We start from the raw sequence: 18,128 nt of genomic DNA, 5'->3' as shown, positions 1-18,128 counted from the left end.
CCATCATGAACCAACTTTTTATTAAACTAGAATGGAAGCAGATGCTCCGCAGTCGCTGGATGCAACTTGTCGGTGTTCTGTTCATTCTAGTCTTTGCAGCAATTGCATTGATTCAACAACTCGCATTACCTGTTGATGGTTTTACGAGACAAACAGCAAGCTTTTTAAATCTATTACTTTTCTTACTACCACTATTCATCTTAACAATCGGTAGTATGAGTGTAGCGAGCGATGTGGAGTCAGGGTGGTACTCACTCCTAAAAACATATCCTCTGTCACTTGGAAGTTACATTTTCGGTAAATACATCTCCATTGTTTTATCGTTCTTCTTAATCTTAATCCTATCGTTTGCAGTCGTATTAATTATGAGTGGTATTGCAGGTTCTGTGCAATTACCTTTAGTCTTCGTTACATTATCAATCCTACTCGTCTTAATTTTTGCAGCAATTGCCGTACTATGCGGTGTTATTGCGAAAAACCGATTACACGCACTATCTCTCTCACTCGTTGTCTGGGCAGCTGCACTGCTATTAATTTCATATTTATTAATGGCAATCGGTACATTCGTATCAGGTAAATTAACGTTAACATTAACGATTATTATGATGCATTTAAACCCTGCAGAATGGATTCGCTTCGGTTATTTCCTATTCTCTGGACAAACAACTGCTTTAGGACCTGCCTTCTTTGACTTTACAGAATTCTATAATTCTGTTTTTGGTTATCTAATCTATATGGTTGTTTGTGTTGCTTGGATTTTAGGTCCCCTACTGTTTGCACAGTGGATTCTATCTAGAAAGGGGAAAGCAGAATGATTGTAAAAGGTATTGATGTCAAAAAAGTCTATTCCTCTAATAATGGTTTACATGGCATTAACTTTGAATTAAATAGCGGAAGAATTATTGCTTTAGCAGGTGGTAATGGTGCGGGTAAAAGTACGCTAATTCGTTTATTAATCGGTCAAGAAGATTTAGAATCAGGTGAATTACAATGGGAAGATGGCGTATCGATTAAGTACATGCCAGATGACGTAAACTTCCCACAAACGTTAACAGCGTATGAAATTCTACAACTACTTGCGCATCTGAAAAAATTACCAAAGTCTGATGTAGAACAAGTATTAAAGCGTGTTGGTCTATGGGAATTTAGAAAACAGCATGTGCGTCAATTTTCTAAAGGGATGCGCCAACGCCTGAACTTAGCACAAAGTTTACTAGGTGATGAAAAATTACTCATCTTAGATGAACCAACGAACGGACTGGATCTATTATGGATTGCAGAGTTAAAACAAATCCTACAAGAACAAAAAGATTTAGGTAAGACAGTTTTATTCTCTACACACTTACTATCATTCGCAGAAGAATTGGCAGACGATGTACTTCTACTACATGATGGTGAAGTGTTAATGAATGGCCCTTTAGAAGAGGTATTAGCTCAAGGTGAAGCTGAACACTTGGAGGAACTTTTCATGCGTAAAATCGGTCTTATTCGTGCGCAAAACAAAAAATACTAAGTTTGTTTCACACAGGATGAATGTTCTAGGTGGAAAGAGGGAAGATGTGACATTTGGAGCGCATCTTCTCTTTTTTATAGAATAAAGAAATCAAAAGTATATTTTAATTCGTTTTCTTGCGCTTAGATTGACGAAAAATGAAAATAACTTCAAAATAGAAGTAATCAGTAATATTAGGAGGAATATGGATGGAAGCACAACATAAATTACAAGCAGTCATTGAAAACATCGAGAAAGTGATGATTGGTAAAAAACATATTGCCGAATTAAGTCTCGTTTCTTTACTAGCCAAAGGGCATGTATTATTAGAGGATGTGCCAGGGGTAGGTAAGACGGTCATGGTTCGTGCTTTAGCGAAATCACTTAGCGCAGAATTTAAGCGTATTCAATTCACGCCTGATTTACTTCCTTCTGATGTTGTCGGTGTTTCGATTTATAACCCAAAAGAGATGGAATTCCACTTCCGTCCGGGGCCGATTATGGGGAATATCGTACTTGCCGATGAAATTAACCGTACATCACCTAAAACACAATCTGCTTTATTAGAAGCGATGGAAGAAGCTTCTGTCACAATTGATGGTGAAACAGTCGATATTGGTCAACCATTCTTCGTCATGGCGACACAGAACCCTGTAGAGTACGAAGGAACGTATCCATTACCAGAAGCACAACTCGATCGTTTCCTATTAAAAATGAAAATGGGTTATCCAACAAAAATGGAGGAGATTGAAGTGTTAAGACGAGCAGAGGGAGAAAGTCCACTTAAGAATTTACAAGCAGTCATTACGATTGAAGAACTGATTGGTCTTCAAAAACAAGTGGATAAAGTAGCTGTATCAGAATTATTAAAAGAGTATATTGTATCGATTGCACAAGCGACACGTGAACATACAGCCATCTATTTAGGAGCAAGCCCTCGTGCTTCGATTGCTTTAATGAAAGCTTCACAAGCTTATGCGCTTTTAAAAGGAAGAAACTATGTGACACCAGACGATGTACAATATTTAGCACCATTCGTATTCTCCCATCGTCTTCTTTTAAAACCAGAGATTCGTTATGAAAACTTAACAGCAGAGGATATTGTAGCACGCGTGTTAGCAAGTGTTCCTGTACCTGTTGGAAAGACGGAAGCACGATGAAATCGAGGTTAAGACGAATTACATCGTCTGTCACACGTATGTTACTCGTCCTATTACTTGTGCTAGGCAGTTTATTATTTGCAACGATTCAAGGAGGATTCGTGTTATGGTTTGTGTTCTTTATGGTCATTCCATTTGCACTGTATTCCTTCCTTGTCTTTTTAACGCCAATTGGTCATATGACAGTCGAACGAAAGGTTTTAAATAAGCGTTTTGTAGAAGGTGACGCACTAAAAGTTCAAGTCACATTAAAAAGACAATCATGGCTTCCCATCTTGTTCATTGTTGTACAAGAAATGGAACCAAAAGGCGCCTTTGCTGAACTACAGACACGTGATTTACACAAGTTATTACCGATGGGCTTTAAGCGACAAGTAAGTTGGAGCTATACCGTTCCAAAACTAGCTCGTGGTCGCCATGAATTAGAAGGTATTCAAGTACAAGTAGCCGATGTATTAGGGTGGATTCAAAAGACGAAATACATTGAAGCGAAAAAGACGTTGATTGTCTATCCGAAAGTCGAGAACATGTCCTTCACTAGACGATTCTCACAAGAACAGGGAATGCTAGGTTATACATCACAAAAACAACCGCAGCAGTCGACAATGGTTGCAAGTATTCGAGATTATGCCCCAGGAGATCGTATGACATGGCTTCACTGGTCGAGCTTTGCAAAAACTGGCATGCTCTATACGAAAGAATTTGAATATCAACAATCAGATGATGTATGTGTTGTGTTAGATACATCAAAAGGTGCGAATTTTGAAGGGCAGATTTCGTTTGTTGCTTCACTTATGCAAGCGGCACATCGCCAAAAGGAGCCTGTTTGTTTTTTAGGAGCAGGAGAACACCGCTTCTCATTAGCTGAGTTTCGTTCAGAGAATGATTTGGAGCAATTGATGTATTATTTGGCGACAATTGAACCATCAATTTATGAGCCGAAGAAAATCTATGGACATGATGAATTAGTTCGTAGTTCAAACGCACTCATGCTCGTTACATCACAGTTAGATGTGGATTGGATTGATTTATTAAAGATGAATGCCACGCGCGGTAGTAAACCAATCATCTATGTCGTAAAACCAAATGATAAAACAACATGGAAAGCTGATCCAGTTGTTGAGTATCATGCTGAAAAAGCAGGTATTCAAGTTGTCTATGTAGAACGCGGACGCTTTTCTTTAGTGGGTCAGGAGGGTAGATATGGAGAATAAAGATTTGTTGAAGTGGAGTAAGCTGCTCTTTTTATATATACTTATTTTCTTTATGTTACGAGAGTGGTTACTACCCGTTATGGAATTGACGAATACAGGTCATTACGATTTATTAATGTTATTTATCGTTATTTGCTTAGTAACAAATATTGCGCACGTACATACAGGTATCTCTGTTGGAATTAAAGGCGCCTATATTATTTGGTTTATGTTATACATACAAAAGCCACAAGACGGACCATTTATCCAGAGTATAACAGAGAGTATGCGTGCGCTTGTTACAGGAAATTGGATAGATATGTCAGATGGATTTAAAACGATGCTCTTCTTAATTTTATTATGGATGACTATCTACTTAATCCATCATTGGTTGACGATTCGTCGTTCTATCTTATTCTTCTTTATTTTAACAGTTTTATTTTTAGCACTCATTGATACATTTACAAAATATAATGCGGATGCAAGTATTATACGCACGATGATTTTAGGTCTCTTATTGACGGGCTTATTATTCACAGAGCGACTGATGAGTGAAAATAAAATGAAACAAACGATTGGGAACTATTTAAAACTACTGGTTCCGTTATTTTTATTGATTGGTGTAAGTGCGGCATTTGCTTATGCAATGCCAAAACAAAAAGCAGCAACAAACTTACCAGAACCAATTGAAAATTTAGTAAAGTGGACGAATGCCAATATTAATACAGTTGGTAAAATTGGCTATGTTGAAAATGACGACCAATTAGGGGGAGACTTTGAACGCGATAGTACACCGGTTTTCCAATACACTGCAAAAGAACCGCAGTACATGCGTGTAGAATCGAAGTCTTCTTATACAGGACGAGGTTGGAAGAATGCACAGAACGAAATTCTCGTCTCTACATTTGACTATGGTGAAGCGATTAAAACATCAATTCCAGGCGGTAAGAAAAAGAATGAATTAGATATGCGAGTGAAGATGGATAAGAAATATAGCTTCCTTGTACAGCCGTATGGAGTTAAAGAAATCTTACGCAGTAATGAAAAGAACAATCAATTTTATATCGAGATAGATTCAGGTAAGATTCGTGCAACGAAAGGTAAAGATCGTAAAGTCGTTGATTTATTAAGTTATGAATATGTTTATACGAAACCAATCTATAAACAAAAAGAATTAGATGCATCACGCATGCAAATGATTGCAAAAGACACAGGTATTACACCGAAAGAGAAAAAAGAAAATTTACAAGTTCCTGCAACCTTACCAAAACGAGTACGCGACTTAGCAACAGATATTACGAAAGACGAAAAAAGTGTATATGACAAAGCAAACGCAGTGGTCGATTACTTTAAAACATCGGGATATCGCTATTCAAATATAAATGTTGGTTACCCAACAGGTGATGAAGATTATGTTGATCGCTTCTTATTCGATACAAAGGTAGGGTATTGTGATAACTTCTCGACTTCGATGGTCATGATGATGCGCTCAATTGGTGTGCCAACACGCTGGGTGAAAGGATTCTCACCAGGCGATAAAACCGCTTCAACGGAAGTATTAAAGGATGGTATGAGCCAATATAGCGTAACGAACAATAATGCGCACTCTTGGGTAGAGGTCTATATTCCAGAAGTTGGTTGGATGCCATTTGAACCGACAATCGGTTTTGAAGGATTCGATGAACAAGTCGAAGAAGAAACGACACAAAACGAAGCACCTACGAAGAAAGAAGAAAAGAAGCAGGAAGAACAGAAAAAGCAAGAGGAGCAAAAGAAGGAACAACCAAAAAAAGAGCAAGAAATGAAAAAAGAACAACAACCAAAAGAACAAAAAGCAACAACAACGAATACGAATAATTGGTTACCAATCGCATTTGGTATTGGTGTCATAGTACTAGCAATTGTTTTATTCTTTACACGTCATCGCTGGTATGTGAACTTGTTCATCTGGTATTACAATCAGAAAAAACCACCAATTGAACAAGCTTATCGTGTACTACTTCGCCGACTAGCGCGTCATAATCTACTTGTGAGAGAAGACGGTGAAACACTAGCAACATTCGCAAAACGAGTGGATCAACAGCTCCGTACAGAAGATATGTCGAAATTGACAAATTTAATGGAACGACGCTTATATGATCCGAATGCTGATTCGGCTAGATGGGATGAATTTAAAGAATGTTGGAAAAATTTAATTAATGAAACAAGAGGTTGATTTTAAGCTTTACTACAGTTAAACTAAGTGCAAAGTATAATAATTGAATTACCCTCATATATGTTCGATAATATGGTTCGAATGTCTCTACCGAGTTGCCGTAAATAACTTGACTATGAAGGTGGATGAACGGTATATATAGAGGCTTAGTAAATCATCTTTTATGTGAAGTGAGGACGCGTGGAAAATAGTGATATTTTCATACGCGTTCTTTTCGAATCAATTGAGATAAACTACAGCCGTCCTACCGTATGAGTACGTAATCAATTTAACTATTAATGAAGAGGTGGAACTTTTGTCAGCAAGTACAAATTTAATGAATCAAGAGAAGATTGTTGTTCTTGATTTCGGTAGCCAATATAATCAATTAATTACACGTCGTATTCGTGAATTCGGTGTATACAGTGAATTACACCCACACACAATTACAGCTGAAGATATCAAAGGCATGCATGCTACAGGGATTATTTTCTCAGGCGGCCCGAACTCAGTATATGGTGAAGGTGCGTTCAGCATTGACCCAGCTATTTTCGAATTAGGTTTACCAATCTTAGGTATTTGCTATGGTATGCAATTAATGGCACATACACTAGGCGGTAAAGTTGAAAAAGCAGGTAACAGTGAATACGGTAAAGCTGAAATTAAAATTTTACAAGAGAATGCATTATTTGCAGACCTTCCAAAAGAACAAGTTGTATGGATGAGCCACGGTGACCTTGTAACAGAAACACCAGAAGGCTTCACTACAATCGCAACAAGCGAATCTTGCCCAATCTCTGCAATGGCAGACGAAAGCCGCAAATTCTATGCAGTACAGTTCCACCCAGAAGTACGTCACTCTGTTTATGGAAACGACTTACTACGTCACTTCGCATTAGACATTTGCCAATCAAAAGGCGACTGGTCAATGGCGAACTTCATCGAAGTAGAAATCGAGAAAATTCGTGAACAAGTTGGCGACAAAAAAGTACTTTGCGCACTTTCAGGTGGCGTTGACTCATCAGTTGTAGCGGTATTAATCCACAAAGCAATCGGCGACCAATTAACTTGTATGTTCGTAGACCACAACTTAAACCGTAAAGGTGAAGTTGAACAAGTAATGAAAACTTTCACTGAAGACTTCGACATGAACGTGATCAAAATTGATGCACGCGAACGCTTCATGAACAAATTAAAAGGCGTTTCTGACCCAGAGAAAAAACGTAAAATCATCGGTAACGAATTCGTTTACGTATTTGACGAAGAAGCTTCAAAATTAGAAGGTATGGACTTCCTAGCACAAGGAACACTATACACAGACATTATTGAATCTGGTACAGCTACAGCGCAAACAATTAAATCACACCATAACGTTGGTGGTCTTCCAGAAGACATGCAATTCGAATTAATCGAGCCATTAAACACACTATTCAAAGACGAAGTACGTCAATTAGGTCTTGAATTAGGTCTTGATGAAAAAGTAGTATGGCGTCAACCATTCCCAGGCCCTGGTCTTGGAATCCGTGTACTTGGCGAAGTAACAGAAGAAAAATTAGAAATCGTTCGCGAATCTGACTTCATCCTACGTGAAGAAATCGCAAAAGCTGGCCTTGACCGCGACATCTGGCAATACTTCACTGTATTACCTGACATCCGCTCTGTCGGCGTAATGGGCGACCAACGCACATACGATTACACAATCGGAATCCGCGCTGTAACATCAATCGACGGTATGACATCTGACTGGGCACGTATCCCTTGGGACGTATTAGAAAAAATCTCAGTACGTATCATAAACGAAGTAGACCACATCAACCGCTGCGTGTATGACATTACATCTAAACCACCAGCAACGATTGAGTGGGAATAAACATCAACCAAATTTCGAGGAGCGAAGCCCCGCAGAAATTTTTCGCGCAAGCGAAGTTGATGTTTGCGACGAGGATGCGTAAGCACCGCAGGAGCACAAAAAATCGAGTAAAGCCTATACCTCACAAGAGGTGTAGGCTTTTTATGATGTGAGAGAAGAAGAAATGGTTATCGCTCATAAAAGAATTTACACATAAGCGCACGGCTAATCTGCGACGAGGATGCGTAAGCACCGCAGGAGCACAAAAACTTCAATAAAGCCTATATCTCGCAAGAGGTGTAGGCTTTTTATGCTATAAAATAAGAAGTCCTTCCTCTCCAACCCACCAAACTATATTTCCCCTTCCATTCATATTATAATAACAGTGTAAAGCGTCATATTGTACAGCGTCATATTTTAGCGATTCATCTCATTCCAGAGATTTAGTTGGGCGCATACTCTCATAGTATGTTTTCAACTAAATCGGGAATCACTATAGAAAGGAGGCTAATCTATGTCTGTCTATAAGCAATTACTTGGTGAGGATTTTGAACGTTTGCATCCGATGTTACAACACCGCTACCATACAGTTCCTGGTGAAACATTCCGCGCAAAAGGGGTGATGTCAACGGTGAAGCATGGGAGTCCGTTACTGTTGCCTTTTTATTATGCAGCGCCGTTGATGGATTTTTTATTTCCAGAGCAGGGGTCGAATGTGCCATTTGATATGATGTACGAAACGGTGGATCAGGGGAATGGTATTGTCGATATGAATTGGTCGCGTAATTTTTATTTTCCAAAGAAAACACGTGCGTTCAACTCGACAACACGTATTGATTTGAATACGAATACAGCTTACGATTTACTCGGAAAACCTGCGATGATGCGTTCGAATTTATTATTGGATGTTTCAAAAGAGGGCAAACTCATTACACGTACGAATGCCCAGCACTTATTTGGACTGGTGCCACTTCCTTCTTTTTTCAAAGGACAGGCGATTGTTGAAGATGGTTATGATGATGAACGTGGTGTGTATACCGTTCATGCGACAGTCTTTAATGATTTACTCGGTACGATTATGATGTATGCGGGTGAATTTGAAGAAATAACAGAATAAAGATTAGCTTTTTATATAAAACAAAACCCCTGATTTTTAAAAAATCAGGGGTTCTTCTATGTGACGACAAAATGTCGCATGTATTCAATTCAAGGCATACTGACCTGAGTACGGCTGCCAAACAGAGACAGCTTACAGTCGTCTTTCGACACAATTGCGTAGATTCAGGATTTACTTGTACGCCTAAATCTATAGTAGCACCGCGAAAAGTAAGCGTCAATTTTTTTGCGTAGGGATGTAAAAATAATTCTGAAGTCGTCCGCTCGCTTTAAATTGTTGGAATACCCATTCGAGTGAAGCGGGATGAATCGGTGATTTTTTTCGTATGCGATCTTGTAAGTGGTAGTCTGGAAACGGATTACGACGATAGCGTAATCGTTGATAGAGTAAGTTCGCAAACAAATCGGCTGTACGAACCCCGTAGCTATCGCGTGAGTCTAAATATTCGACTTGCACATGTCTTACTTTCTCTGTTAAAACAAGTTCTGTCGCAAGATATTCTTCTAATTGATGCATATTCATGAGCGATACATTTCGGTTATCAATATTTAGATGTAAGTGTTCCTGATCGCGTGCATCTAGCTCTTTTAATTGAAGTAAATATTTCACGAAAAAATTGAATGTGCGTGCATCATTTTCTCGGAAGACATCTTTTATATGACGATTATCAATCACAACATAGGATACAGTAATATCCGTTTTTTGAATGAGTTCCGAAATAAAATAATGCTTCATAATCGGTGTGAGTTCAGAGCCTTTTGGTTCGCGTGGATTGCGTACATGCGTTGCAAAATAATCAGCAAATGTACGACGTAATTTTTTCATCGTGCGACGATACACTTTTTTTAATTGTTCGGGGTCGTGAGTATGCACGAAACAAATGATGAAATACACATCACGCATATTATTAGCGTGTGGCTTGTTCTTTGAAATTGTGCCTGACTCATCTAAATAAAACATCGTCCCACCCCCGAAACCGAGCTACTTTTCTTTATTGTAAATCATCTGTTTGGAAAAAGAAAATAATGGTCTGTGCTAAAGAATGTACTGAATTTGGAGGTTGCGCACTTTGCATCCCTCCGTCACAATGAATAAGTATGTGTTATAACACGAAGAAAGGAGAGAATTCGATGCGTGAAAAATTAGAAGAGAGACAAGCGACTTTTTATTTTATTGTATTAGGAGTTGCATTCATCTATGGTTACTTTTTTCAAACGAGTAGTAGCTTATTAGAGCAGTGGATTCCATTTGTTTTAGCTGTTTTACTGTACAGTATGTTCTCACAAATTCCATTCTTTACGAAGTATGATTTCCGCGTGAATTTACGTTTTTTCTTTGCGCTTTTTGCGGTGAATTTTATCGTTGTACCGCTTGTGGTCTACGGGCTCGTTACGTTCTTACCAACTGAACCTGCTTTACGACTAGCTGTCTATCTCGTATTACTTGCGCCGTGTGTAGACTATGTCATCGTATTTACAGCACTTGGTCATGGTGATGCCAAACAAATGTTATTTGCGACGCCTTTTTTACTTATTCTTCAGCTCATCATTTTGCCATTTGAACTATGGTTCTTTGTTGGAAGCGAAGGTCTTGCGCTCATGCAGTGGAAACCGTTCCTCACATCATTCTTATGGATTTTCGTATTACCACTATTTGTGGCAGTAACAATCCAATATTGTTTGCGATTCGATTCACCCATTCGTAAGATTCAACAAGCCTCTGCATGGTTACCTGTGCCGACGATGGCTTTGACAATCTTTGTGATTGTCGCGCCCCAAGTACAACGCATGGCAAATATGAAGGAAGAAATTTTTGCAGTGATTCCGATTTATATTGCCTTCATTCTCATTATGCCTGTATTATCTGTCATGATTGCACGTTTATATCGTTTGAAAAAGCCAGCAGAACGAGCATTAATCTTTAGTGGTTTTACGCGTAATTCATTAGCTGTCTTACCATTAACATTTGCTTTACCACATGCGATGCAAAGTTTAACAATGACGATTATTCTGACGCAAACGGTTTGTGAACTGATTTTTGAATTAATCTATATTCGACTTGTTCCAAAATGGACATAAAATAGAACATTGACATAAAGCGGAAATCCCTTGTAAAATAAACTCAATCACTAGCGCATACATGTATGGGCTAGCTAAACGGACGAATGATTGATAAAAAAGTTGTGAGGGAAGCTGTATGCGAAATAATGCAAACACGAAAACAATCGGTACAACCATTGCATTTGTTATGACACGTATTTCTGGCGAAGTCGAATGCGCATTACGTGTACAAGAAGATGTTACTTCTAAGCCACCAACAACAGAATCGAAATAATCGCATGAGGGAGAATCGAGCAAACAACTGTTGCTACCTTCTATTTTGTCGTGAGCAAAATAGGTAGGACAGGTCTGTTTGCTTGTGGGCAGAAGTCCGTATTCAAAAGCATGACGATTATTTCTACTTAAAGGACTGTCTTTCGTATAAACACGCAGTAAGGCGAATACTGAGCGTTTATAGAAGGGACAATCCTTTTTTTCTGTTTCAAAAAGGTTTGAGAAGATGACATCTATCGGATGTACAAAGATTGATTTTTGAGGGGGAACAGACATGGAACAAGTAAAATACATTCCATCGAAATTTAATGCATTAACGAAAACAGAAGACGGTGGCGTAATTGTCTACAATAGTTACACAGGCGCCATCGTTAATTTTGACGAAAAAGAGCGGGAAGAAGTATTAACAGCACTAAAGCGTCAAGGATCACCAGCTCTTGATACAGAAGTAAAGCAAGCTTTATTCGACAATGGTTTTATCGTAAAAGATACAGTAGATGAGTTAAAACGTGCTGATTTATTACACCAAACGATGCACCGTACAGATATGCTGCACTTAATCTTAATGACAACAGAGCAATGTAACTTCCGTTGCCGTTATTGCTATGAGTCATTTGCAAAAGGTAAGATGACAGACGAAACAAAATCAGGTGTTAAAGCTTTAGTAAAAGAGCGCGCGGGTACACTAGATAATTTGCACATTAGCTGGTTCGGTGGAGAGCCACTATTAGAGTTAGGAATTATCGAAGAATTATCGAAAGAATTCATGGCACAAGCAGAGCAACATAATATTGATTACTCAGCAGACGTTGTAACGAATGGTTACTTTTTAAATCGTGAAACATTTGAAAAGTTACTATCATGGAATGTATCACAATACATGGTGACAATTGATGGCGTTCAAGCAGTACATGATGCGCGTCGTCATATGATTGGCGGACAAGGAACGTTTGAAAAAATCGTTGAAAACTTACAATCATTACGTGATGTAGAAGGCGACTTCAATATGACAATCCGTATTAACTTTGATGAAGATAACTTACGTGAAACAGAACACTTAATTGATTTTTTAAAAGAGCACTTTGCGAATGATTCACGCTTTGGCGTATTCTTCCGTCCTGTTGGTCGTTGGGGCGGTCCGAACGATGAAGAAATTCCAACTTGTACGCATATTACAGCAAACAAGAAAATCTGGGAGTTCACAGAAACAGCGATGGATAAAGGTCTTGCGATGAGTAACATGGTTGAAGGTGCATTGAATCCGACAGCAGCAGTATGTTACGCAGCAAAACCGAATGCGATGGTTATCGGTTCAGATGGTCAATTGTATAAATGTACAACGGTTTTAGACGAAGAAGTAAATAAAGTAGGTAAAATTCAAGCAGACGGTACAATGGATTTAGACTACGATAAAATTGCTTCTTGGTTATTATCAGGTGAAGAAACAGATACAGTATGCCAATCTTGCTTCTTCCGTCCAGCATGTCAAGGGAATCACTGCCCATGGTACCGTGTCGTATCAGGCGAACGTCCATGTCCTTCAGAGAAAAAGAACATTAAAAAAGTATTGAATCTTGTTTGGAAGAACAGCTTACAAACAGTAGAGCAATAATTGTTCGAATCGATTTGAGAGGAGGTGAGACGAATGCGCGTATTACGTCCAGCAACAAAACCTGTAAAAAACGTAAAATCAGGTCGTATCATGAAAACTGTACCTGGTAACTTAAACTAATGATGAGAAAGAGGAGACGCAATCACATGCGGCTCCTCTTTTTTATTGATATACAAGTAGTTGTTGAGATGCTAATTTACTACCACCATGAAAGCGACTTCCTAGCTTTTGGTAACGCTGAATGGTTTCAATGTGCTGTTGTGTAATGCATTCACCTTTCATAATGAGTGGAATACCAGGGGGATATGGAGTAACAAGTTCAGCACTTATTTTTCCGGCAGCATGTTCAAATGTTACATAGTCTGTTTCACCCTTTAATTCATGAAAAGATCGTGCTAATTTTTGAGTTTCTTCTATATATATGTTTTTTTCTTTTTGAAGTGGCTCACCTTTTTCAAATGAACAGCTTTTAATTCGTTGCAACGTATCAGTATAATCCGTTACTGCCAGTGGAAGTACGAGTAATACATTGAAAGGGTCAGCTAGTTCAGAGAAAATACCTTGTTGTTCAAAAAGAGATTGTAGTGCATAACCGCTTAATCCTGTTGTTGATTGAATCGTTACTTTTAATGGATCGAGTGAAGGCGCTTCTAAAACACGAATGCCTTCAATCTTTTGTAGAGACTGACGGAATCCTTGGATATTTTCTAGAATTGCCTGTACATCTTGTAAATTGGCTAAATAGTAACGAGCTAAATCAAGTGAAGCTATAATTGGATAAGAGGGGCTACTTGATTGGAGTATACGAAGGTAGTGTTCAACTGATCGTTTGTTAATACGTTCTGTTCCGATGTGAAGGTATGAACCCATCGTCATCGCAGGTAACGTTTTGTGCGCTGAATGAACAACGATATCTGCGCCAAATGACAGTGAACTTTTTGGAAAACCTTCTAATTGAAAATGAGCCCCATGCGCCTCGTCGACTAAAATGAAAAGCCCTGCTTCTTTTGCAGCGTGAATTACATCTTCAATCGCATCCGAAAATCCATAATAATTTGGATACGTCAGAATGATGGCTTTCGCTTCTGGATAAAGTTGAGTCGCGCGTTCAACAACTTTCTTTGTTAATAAGGTAGGGAGTTGTCCATCTTCATAAAAAGCTGGAGTTAAAAAGATAGGTTCTGCTCCTGCAAGTTCTAATCCATTCAAAATCGATTGATGGCAATTACGCTGAACAAGAACGGTATCGCCTTGCTGACATGTCGCTAAAATCATCGCTAAGTTTCCCACCGTTGAACCATTTACTAAAAAATAGCTTGCTTCTGTTTTGTACAATTCACTCAGTAATGACTGTGCTTCTTCAATACATCCCTCTGCATCATGTAAATCATCAAGTCCTGTAATTTCGGTTGCATCAATTTTTAACAGCTTTTCATAGGTTGATTGTGCAAAAGAAGGGATCAGCATACCATTTTTATGTCCAGGCACATGAAAACTAATCGGCTGCTTCGCATTGTGTTGAATAAGTGCGGTGTAAAGTGGTGTCTGTTGTTGATTCATAAGCTAAAAAATCTCCTTTTTATTCATTAAATCCACTATAACAAAAAAATCTGCATCTATTTTTATCTTTTTTCTTATTATGTTGCTTAAATAAATTGAAAAATAAAATAGCCTATAATTTATTGTAAAAACAAAGTCATATCAACATTCTAATGTTTTTAGGTCTTATATCATAATAACGATATATTATTTTAATAATTAATTCGGTTCTTTATATAACTTTTAATACATGTTGGTCATTTAGCTGTGATATTTCTGTAACTTTTGTAATAAAAAATCATGTTAATCTATTATCAGCTTCAGAGAAGGAGCAAAAAAATATTAAAAATCAGCAAGAACATAATAGAGAGACAAATATAAAAATTAAACAAAAGGTGGAAATGAATATTATGAAATCATTAAAAACGTTAGTGTTAGGTACAACAGTAGCAGTTGGTGTTGCAGGTTTTGTAGCAGGAGCAGATGCTAGTGCGCACACTTCATATAAAGTACAATCAGGTGATACATTATCAGGTATCTCTCAAAAATTTGGTAAAGACTATTCATTCGTATCAAGTATCGCTTCAGCAAATGGAATTTCAAATCCAAATTTAATCCATGTAGGAACAACATTAGTAATCCCTGATGGTACAACAACAGTAAGAAAAACAGCTCAACCTGTTCAAAAACAACAAGTACAACAATCATCAACATATAAAGCACCATCTCAACAAAAGCAACAAACAACTTACAAAGCGCCAGTACAACAAAAACAACAAGCGCAAACACAAACAAAATCATACCAATCAACACAAAAAGCAAGTAATGCATCATCTTATCAAGGTTCATCATCTTCAGCGAAAGCTTGGATTGCACAAAAAGAGTCAAGCAACTCATATGATGCACGAAGCGCAACAGGTAAATATATTGGTAAATACCAACTAGATAAATCATATTTAAACGGTGACTACTCACCAGCAAACCAAGAACGTGTAGCAGATAACTATGTAAAACAACGTTACGGTTCATGGGAAAAAGCAAAACAATTCTGGTTAGCAAACGGCTGGTACTAAGATTTTTTTAAACAGTGAATTAAAGAGGGACTGCAATTGCGGTTCCTCTTTTTTAGTGTAAAGTGATAAGAAAGGAGAGGATGGTAAGATGAATGAACCAAAACTACCACAACATTTAACAGAGACAACATGGAATCGTATCTTAGCGCAAGAAGAGTGGGAAGCAGAGCAGAGTTTAATAGAGAGTATTAACTTCGAAGAAGATGAAGCTTGCGATCTTCGCTTTGTACAAGTCATCATACGAGATTGTCGTTTGAATAATAGTTCCATTAAAAGATTAAATGCTTTAGATGTTCGATTTGAAAATTGTGACTTATCCAATGTAGATTTTTCAAAGTCGTCCATTCACCGAGTTGTATTTGAACGTTGCAAATTAGTTGGAACGATTTTTCAAGGGTCAAGTTTGGGGGACATAACGTTTGAATCGTGCAAAATGAATTTTTCTTTATTTAATGAAACAAGGTTAAAGCATGTGTTATTTAATCAATGTGATTTGGAACAATCTGATTTCTATGCAGTGACACATCAATTTTTACAATTTGAACAATGTCGCTTGTCAGGTTTACAGATGCAGCAGACTGATTTAACTACACTTGATTTACGATCTTCACAATTCACACATTTAACTGTTGATTTAGAACGTTTGAAAGGTTGTCGTGTCAATATGGAACAGGCATTAGTATTAGCCTCTTTATTAGGTATTCGAGTTGAGTAGATAACAAAATTTGATATTCGTTTTATAGATAAAGAGATTTACAGTGACAGAAAATACTTTATTCACGAACTATTATTAATTAGTTATTAAAAATGTTCGTGAAAAGTATTGCAAATTGAAAAATACAGTGCTATATTATGAATGTAAATTAAATAACGTCGTCGTATAAAGCTGAGAATAAGGCTCAGAAGTTTCTACCAAGTTACCGTAAATGACTTGACTACGATTGAATAGATCATTCTATTCATACTATGGATACATAGAATCGTAAGTGTACGACTGTTAAAAGTTGTGCGCTTTTTATTTTTGACGACATTCGGAGGATTTAATCATGAAAAAGTATTTCCAATTTGAAGAACTTGGCACGAATTATCGCCGAGAGATCATTGGTGGAGTTACAACGTTCTTAGCAATGGCATACATATTGGCGGTCAACCCAGGCATTTTAGCCGCAGCAGGAATTGATAAAGGTGCTGCATTCGTTGCAACAGCATTAGCGGCGATTGTTGGTTCGCTTATTATGGGTATTTTAGCGAAGTATCCAATTGCATTAGCACCAGGTATGGGATTAAATGCATTCTTTGCTTTCGCTGTAGTAGGAACATATGGTATTCCGTGGCAAACGGGTTTAACAGGTGTATTCTTTTCAGGTATTATTTTTATTCTTCTTTCATTAACAGGCATTCGTGAAACAATTATTAATGCCATTCCAGTTCAATTAAAATATGCAGTATCAGCTGGTATCGGTTTATTCATTACATTCGTTGGTTTAAAAGGTGCAGGAATCGTCGTTGCAGACAAAGACACGATTGTTACATTAGGTGATTTTACAAAAGGTGACACACTTCTTGCAGTTGTAGGGATTGTCATTGCAGTCATCTTAATGGTTAAAAAAGTTCCAGGAGCTATCTTTATTACAATCATCGCTTCAACAATCATTGGTATGATTTCTGGCGTAATCGAAGTTCCAAAATCAGTTGTATCATCAATTCCAAGTATCGCACCAACATTCGGTGTTGCACTTGACCCGATCTTACATGACTTCTCGTCATTATTAAATATTCAATTCTTAGTAGTTGTTTTAACATTCTTATTTGTAGACTTCTTTGATACAGCTGGTACATTAATGGCTGTAGCAGATAAAGCAGGTCTTGTGAAAAATAATAAGTTACCACGTGCTGGTCGTGCATTAATGGCCGATGCATTAGGTACGACAGTAGGTTCAGTATTAGGTACATCAACAACAACTGCTTATGTAGAGTCAACAGCAGGTGTGGCAGCAGGAGCGCGTTCTGGTTTTGCAGCAGTAGTAACAGCAGTGTTATTCGCAGTATCACTATTCTTTTTCCCAGTACTCGATGTAATCACATCGGCAGTAACAGCACCAGCATTAGTTATTGTAGGTATTCTAATGGTAAGTTCATTGAAAAATATTGAGTGGGATCAATTCGAAATTGCTGTACCAGCATTCTTAACAATGCTAATGATGCCTTTAGGTTATAGTATTGCCTCAGGTATTGCGGTTGGTTTCATCTTCTATCCGTTAACAATGTTATTAGCAGGTCGTCGTAAAGAAGTTCACTGGATTATGTACATCTTATTCTTTGTCTTCCTAAGTTACTTCATCTGGGTACGGTAATTAAACAACGAAGCTATTTGGTTGGTTCTTAGAAAAGAATCAATTAAATAGCTTTTTTATTTGAAATAAATTGTTGACAGTTATTCGTTATAGAGGTATAGTAATACAAGTGCTTTTCAAACAGTAATGTTTATGGAATTCACTTTTTAAAAAAAGTTGTTGACTTATAAATAACAAACATTTATAATGTTAAGAGTCGCTAACAAAGATGG

Annotated in this window: 15 protein-coding genes and 2 riboswitches; of the genes, 13 read left to right on the top strand and 2 right to left on the bottom strand. The window is 37.7% G+C overall.

Annotated elements, in window-relative coordinates; genetic code table 11:
* Positions 1-5: 5 nt before the first annotated feature.
* From KGI01_RS06845 to KGI01_RS06815, 7 genes are all read left to right on the top strand, one after another.
* Positions 6-815, top strand: coding sequence for an ABC transporter permease (locus KGI01_RS06845; protein ID WP_068450679.1), 810 nt, complete (start codon positions 6-8; stop codon positions 813-815).
* A complete protein-coding gene (locus tag KGI01_RS06840; RefSeq protein WP_068450681.1) occupies positions 812-1,513 on the top strand; it encodes an ABC transporter ATP-binding protein in 702 nt (233 codons plus the stop codon). Before KGI01_RS06845 ends, KGI01_RS06840 begins: the two co-directional genes overlap by 4 nt.
* Before the next feature lie 188 nt (positions 1,514-1,701).
* On the top strand, positions 1,702-2,652 hold the full coding sequence (locus KGI01_RS06835; protein WP_141274074.1) for an AAA family ATPase: 951 nt from the start codon (positions 1,702-1,704) through the stop codon (positions 2,650-2,652).
* Positions 2,649-3,866, top strand: coding sequence for a DUF58 domain-containing protein (locus tag KGI01_RS06830; protein ID WP_082701341.1), 1,218 nt, complete (start codon positions 2,649-2,651; stop codon positions 3,864-3,866). The genes KGI01_RS06835 and KGI01_RS06830 overlap by 4 nt, the downstream gene beginning before the upstream one ends.
* A complete protein-coding gene (locus KGI01_RS06825; protein ID WP_141274073.1) occupies positions 3,856-6,060 on the top strand; it encodes a DUF4129 domain-containing transglutaminase family protein in 2,205 nt (734 codons plus the stop codon). The genes KGI01_RS06830 and KGI01_RS06825 overlap by 11 nt, the downstream gene beginning before the upstream one ends.
* A gap of 34 nt (positions 6,061-6,094) precedes the next feature.
* A riboswitch (purine riboswitch) is annotated at positions 6,095-6,196 on the top strand.
* 180 nt (positions 6,197-6,376) lie between these two features.
* Positions 6,377-7,909 (top strand): glutamine-hydrolyzing GMP synthase, encoded by a 1,533-nt coding sequence (guaA, locus tag KGI01_RS06820; RefSeq protein WP_174795798.1) that lies wholly within the window; start codon positions 6,377-6,379, stop codon positions 7,907-7,909.
* 493 nt (positions 7,910-8,402) lie between these two features.
* Positions 8,403-9,005 (top strand): DUF4166 domain-containing protein, encoded by a 603-nt coding sequence (locus tag KGI01_RS06815; protein ID WP_141274071.1) that lies wholly within the window; start codon positions 8,403-8,405, stop codon positions 9,003-9,005.
* Between the two features lie 216 nt (positions 9,006-9,221).
* On the opposite strand, the gene KGI01_RS06810 is transcribed toward KGI01_RS06815, so the two are convergent.
* Complete coding sequence (locus tag KGI01_RS06810) at positions 9,222-9,965, bottom strand: DUF3800 domain-containing protein (protein WP_141274070.1); 744 nt, start codon at positions 9,963-9,965, stop codon at positions 9,222-9,224.
* Positions 9,966-10,135: 170 nt separating this feature from the next.
* Here KGI01_RS06810 and KGI01_RS06805 point away from each other — a divergent pair, with 170 nt between their 5' ends.
* From KGI01_RS06805 to KGI01_RS06800, 3 genes are all read left to right on the top strand, one after another.
* Complete coding sequence (locus KGI01_RS06805; protein ID WP_141274069.1) at positions 10,136-11,083, top strand: arsenic resistance protein; 948 nt, start codon at positions 10,136-10,138, stop codon at positions 11,081-11,083.
* Positions 11,084-11,201: 118 nt separating this feature from the next.
* Positions 11,202-11,339, top strand: a complete 138-nt coding sequence (locus KGI01_RS13855) for a hypothetical protein (RefSeq protein WP_165442702.1) — start codon at positions 11,202-11,204, stop codon at positions 11,337-11,339.
* 273 nt (positions 11,340-11,612) lie between these two features.
* Positions 11,613-12,950 (top strand): radical SAM/SPASM domain-containing protein, encoded by a 1,338-nt coding sequence (locus KGI01_RS06800; protein ID WP_141274068.1) that lies wholly within the window; start codon positions 11,613-11,615, stop codon positions 12,948-12,950.
* A gap of 162 nt (positions 12,951-13,112) precedes the next feature.
* On the opposite strand, the gene KGI01_RS06795 is transcribed toward KGI01_RS06800, so the two are convergent.
* Entirely contained in the window at positions 13,113-14,510 is a 1,398-nt protein-coding gene (locus KGI01_RS06795; RefSeq protein WP_141274067.1) for an aminotransferase class I/II-fold pyridoxal phosphate-dependent enzyme, read from the bottom strand.
* A 389-nt stretch (positions 14,511-14,899) separates the two neighbouring features.
* Between KGI01_RS06795 and apf the strand changes: the two genes are divergently transcribed.
* From apf to KGI01_RS06780, 3 genes are all read left to right on the top strand, one after another.
* A complete protein-coding gene (apf, locus tag KGI01_RS06790) occupies positions 14,900-15,562 on the top strand; it encodes an aggregation-promoting factor (RefSeq protein ID WP_141274066.1) in 663 nt (220 codons plus the stop codon).
* 88 nt (positions 15,563-15,650) lie between these two features.
* A complete protein-coding gene (locus KGI01_RS06785) occupies positions 15,651-16,277 on the top strand; it encodes a pentapeptide repeat-containing protein (protein ID WP_141274065.1) in 627 nt (208 codons plus the stop codon).
* Positions 16,278-16,418: 141 nt separating this feature from the next.
* A riboswitch (purine riboswitch) is annotated at positions 16,419-16,520 on the top strand.
* Between the two features lie 88 nt (positions 16,521-16,608).
* Entirely contained in the window at positions 16,609-17,916 is a 1,308-nt protein-coding gene (locus KGI01_RS06780; RefSeq protein ID WP_141274064.1) for an NCS2 family permease, read from the top strand.
* The last annotated feature ends 212 nt before the right edge of the window (positions 17,917-18,128 follow it).

Origin of the sequence: Kurthia gibsonii (genome assembly GCF_006539985.1) — a bacterium.
Lineage (GTDB): Bacteria > Bacillota > Bacilli > Bacillales_A > Planococcaceae > Kurthia > Kurthia gibsonii.
The sequence above is the reverse complement of the archived record's forward strand: the minus strand, read 5'-3'. Positions and strand labels throughout refer to the sequence as shown.

Coding starts and splice junctions, on each gene's coding strand:
- guaA (WP_174795798.1), top strand. CDS start 6,377: ATGAATCAAGAGAAGATTGTTGTTCTTGATTTCGGTAGCCAATATAAT.
- KGI01_RS06830 (WP_082701341.1), top strand. CDS start 2,649: ATGAAATCGAGGTTAAGACGAATTACATCGTCTGTCACACGTATGTTA.
- KGI01_RS06835 (WP_141274074.1), top strand. CDS start 1,702: ATGGAAGCACAACATAAATTACAAGCAGTCATTGAAAACATCGAGAAA.
- KGI01_RS06780 (WP_141274064.1), top strand. CDS start 16,609: ATGAAAAAGTATTTCCAATTTGAAGAACTTGGCACGAATTATCGCCGA.
- KGI01_RS06805 (WP_141274069.1), top strand. CDS start 10,136: ATGCGTGAAAAATTAGAAGAGAGACAAGCGACTTTTTATTTTATTGTA.
- KGI01_RS06795 (WP_141274067.1), bottom strand. CDS start 14,510: ATGAATCAACAACAGACACCACTTTACACCGCACTTATTCAACACAAT.
- KGI01_RS06815 (WP_141274071.1), top strand. CDS start 8,403: ATGTCTGTCTATAAGCAATTACTTGGTGAGGATTTTGAACGTTTGCAT.
- KGI01_RS13855 (WP_165442702.1), top strand. CDS start 11,202: ATGCGAAATAATGCAAACACGAAAACAATCGGTACAACCATTGCATTT.
- KGI01_RS06845 (WP_068450679.1), top strand. CDS start 6: ATGAACCAACTTTTTATTAAACTAGAATGGAAGCAGATGCTCCGCAGT.
- apf (WP_141274066.1), top strand. CDS start 14,900: ATGAAATCATTAAAAACGTTAGTGTTAGGTACAACAGTAGCAGTTGGT.
- KGI01_RS06785 (WP_141274065.1), top strand. CDS start 15,651: ATGAATGAACCAAAACTACCACAACATTTAACAGAGACAACATGGAAT.
- KGI01_RS06825 (WP_141274073.1), top strand. CDS start 3,856: ATGGAGAATAAAGATTTGTTGAAGTGGAGTAAGCTGCTCTTTTTATAT.
- KGI01_RS06810 (WP_141274070.1), bottom strand. CDS start 9,965: ATGTTTTATTTAGATGAGTCAGGCACAATTTCAAAGAACAAGCCACAC.
- KGI01_RS06800 (WP_141274068.1), top strand. CDS start 11,613: ATGGAACAAGTAAAATACATTCCATCGAAATTTAATGCATTAACGAAA.
- KGI01_RS06840 (WP_068450681.1), top strand. CDS start 812: ATGATTGTAAAAGGTATTGATGTCAAAAAAGTCTATTCCTCTAATAAT.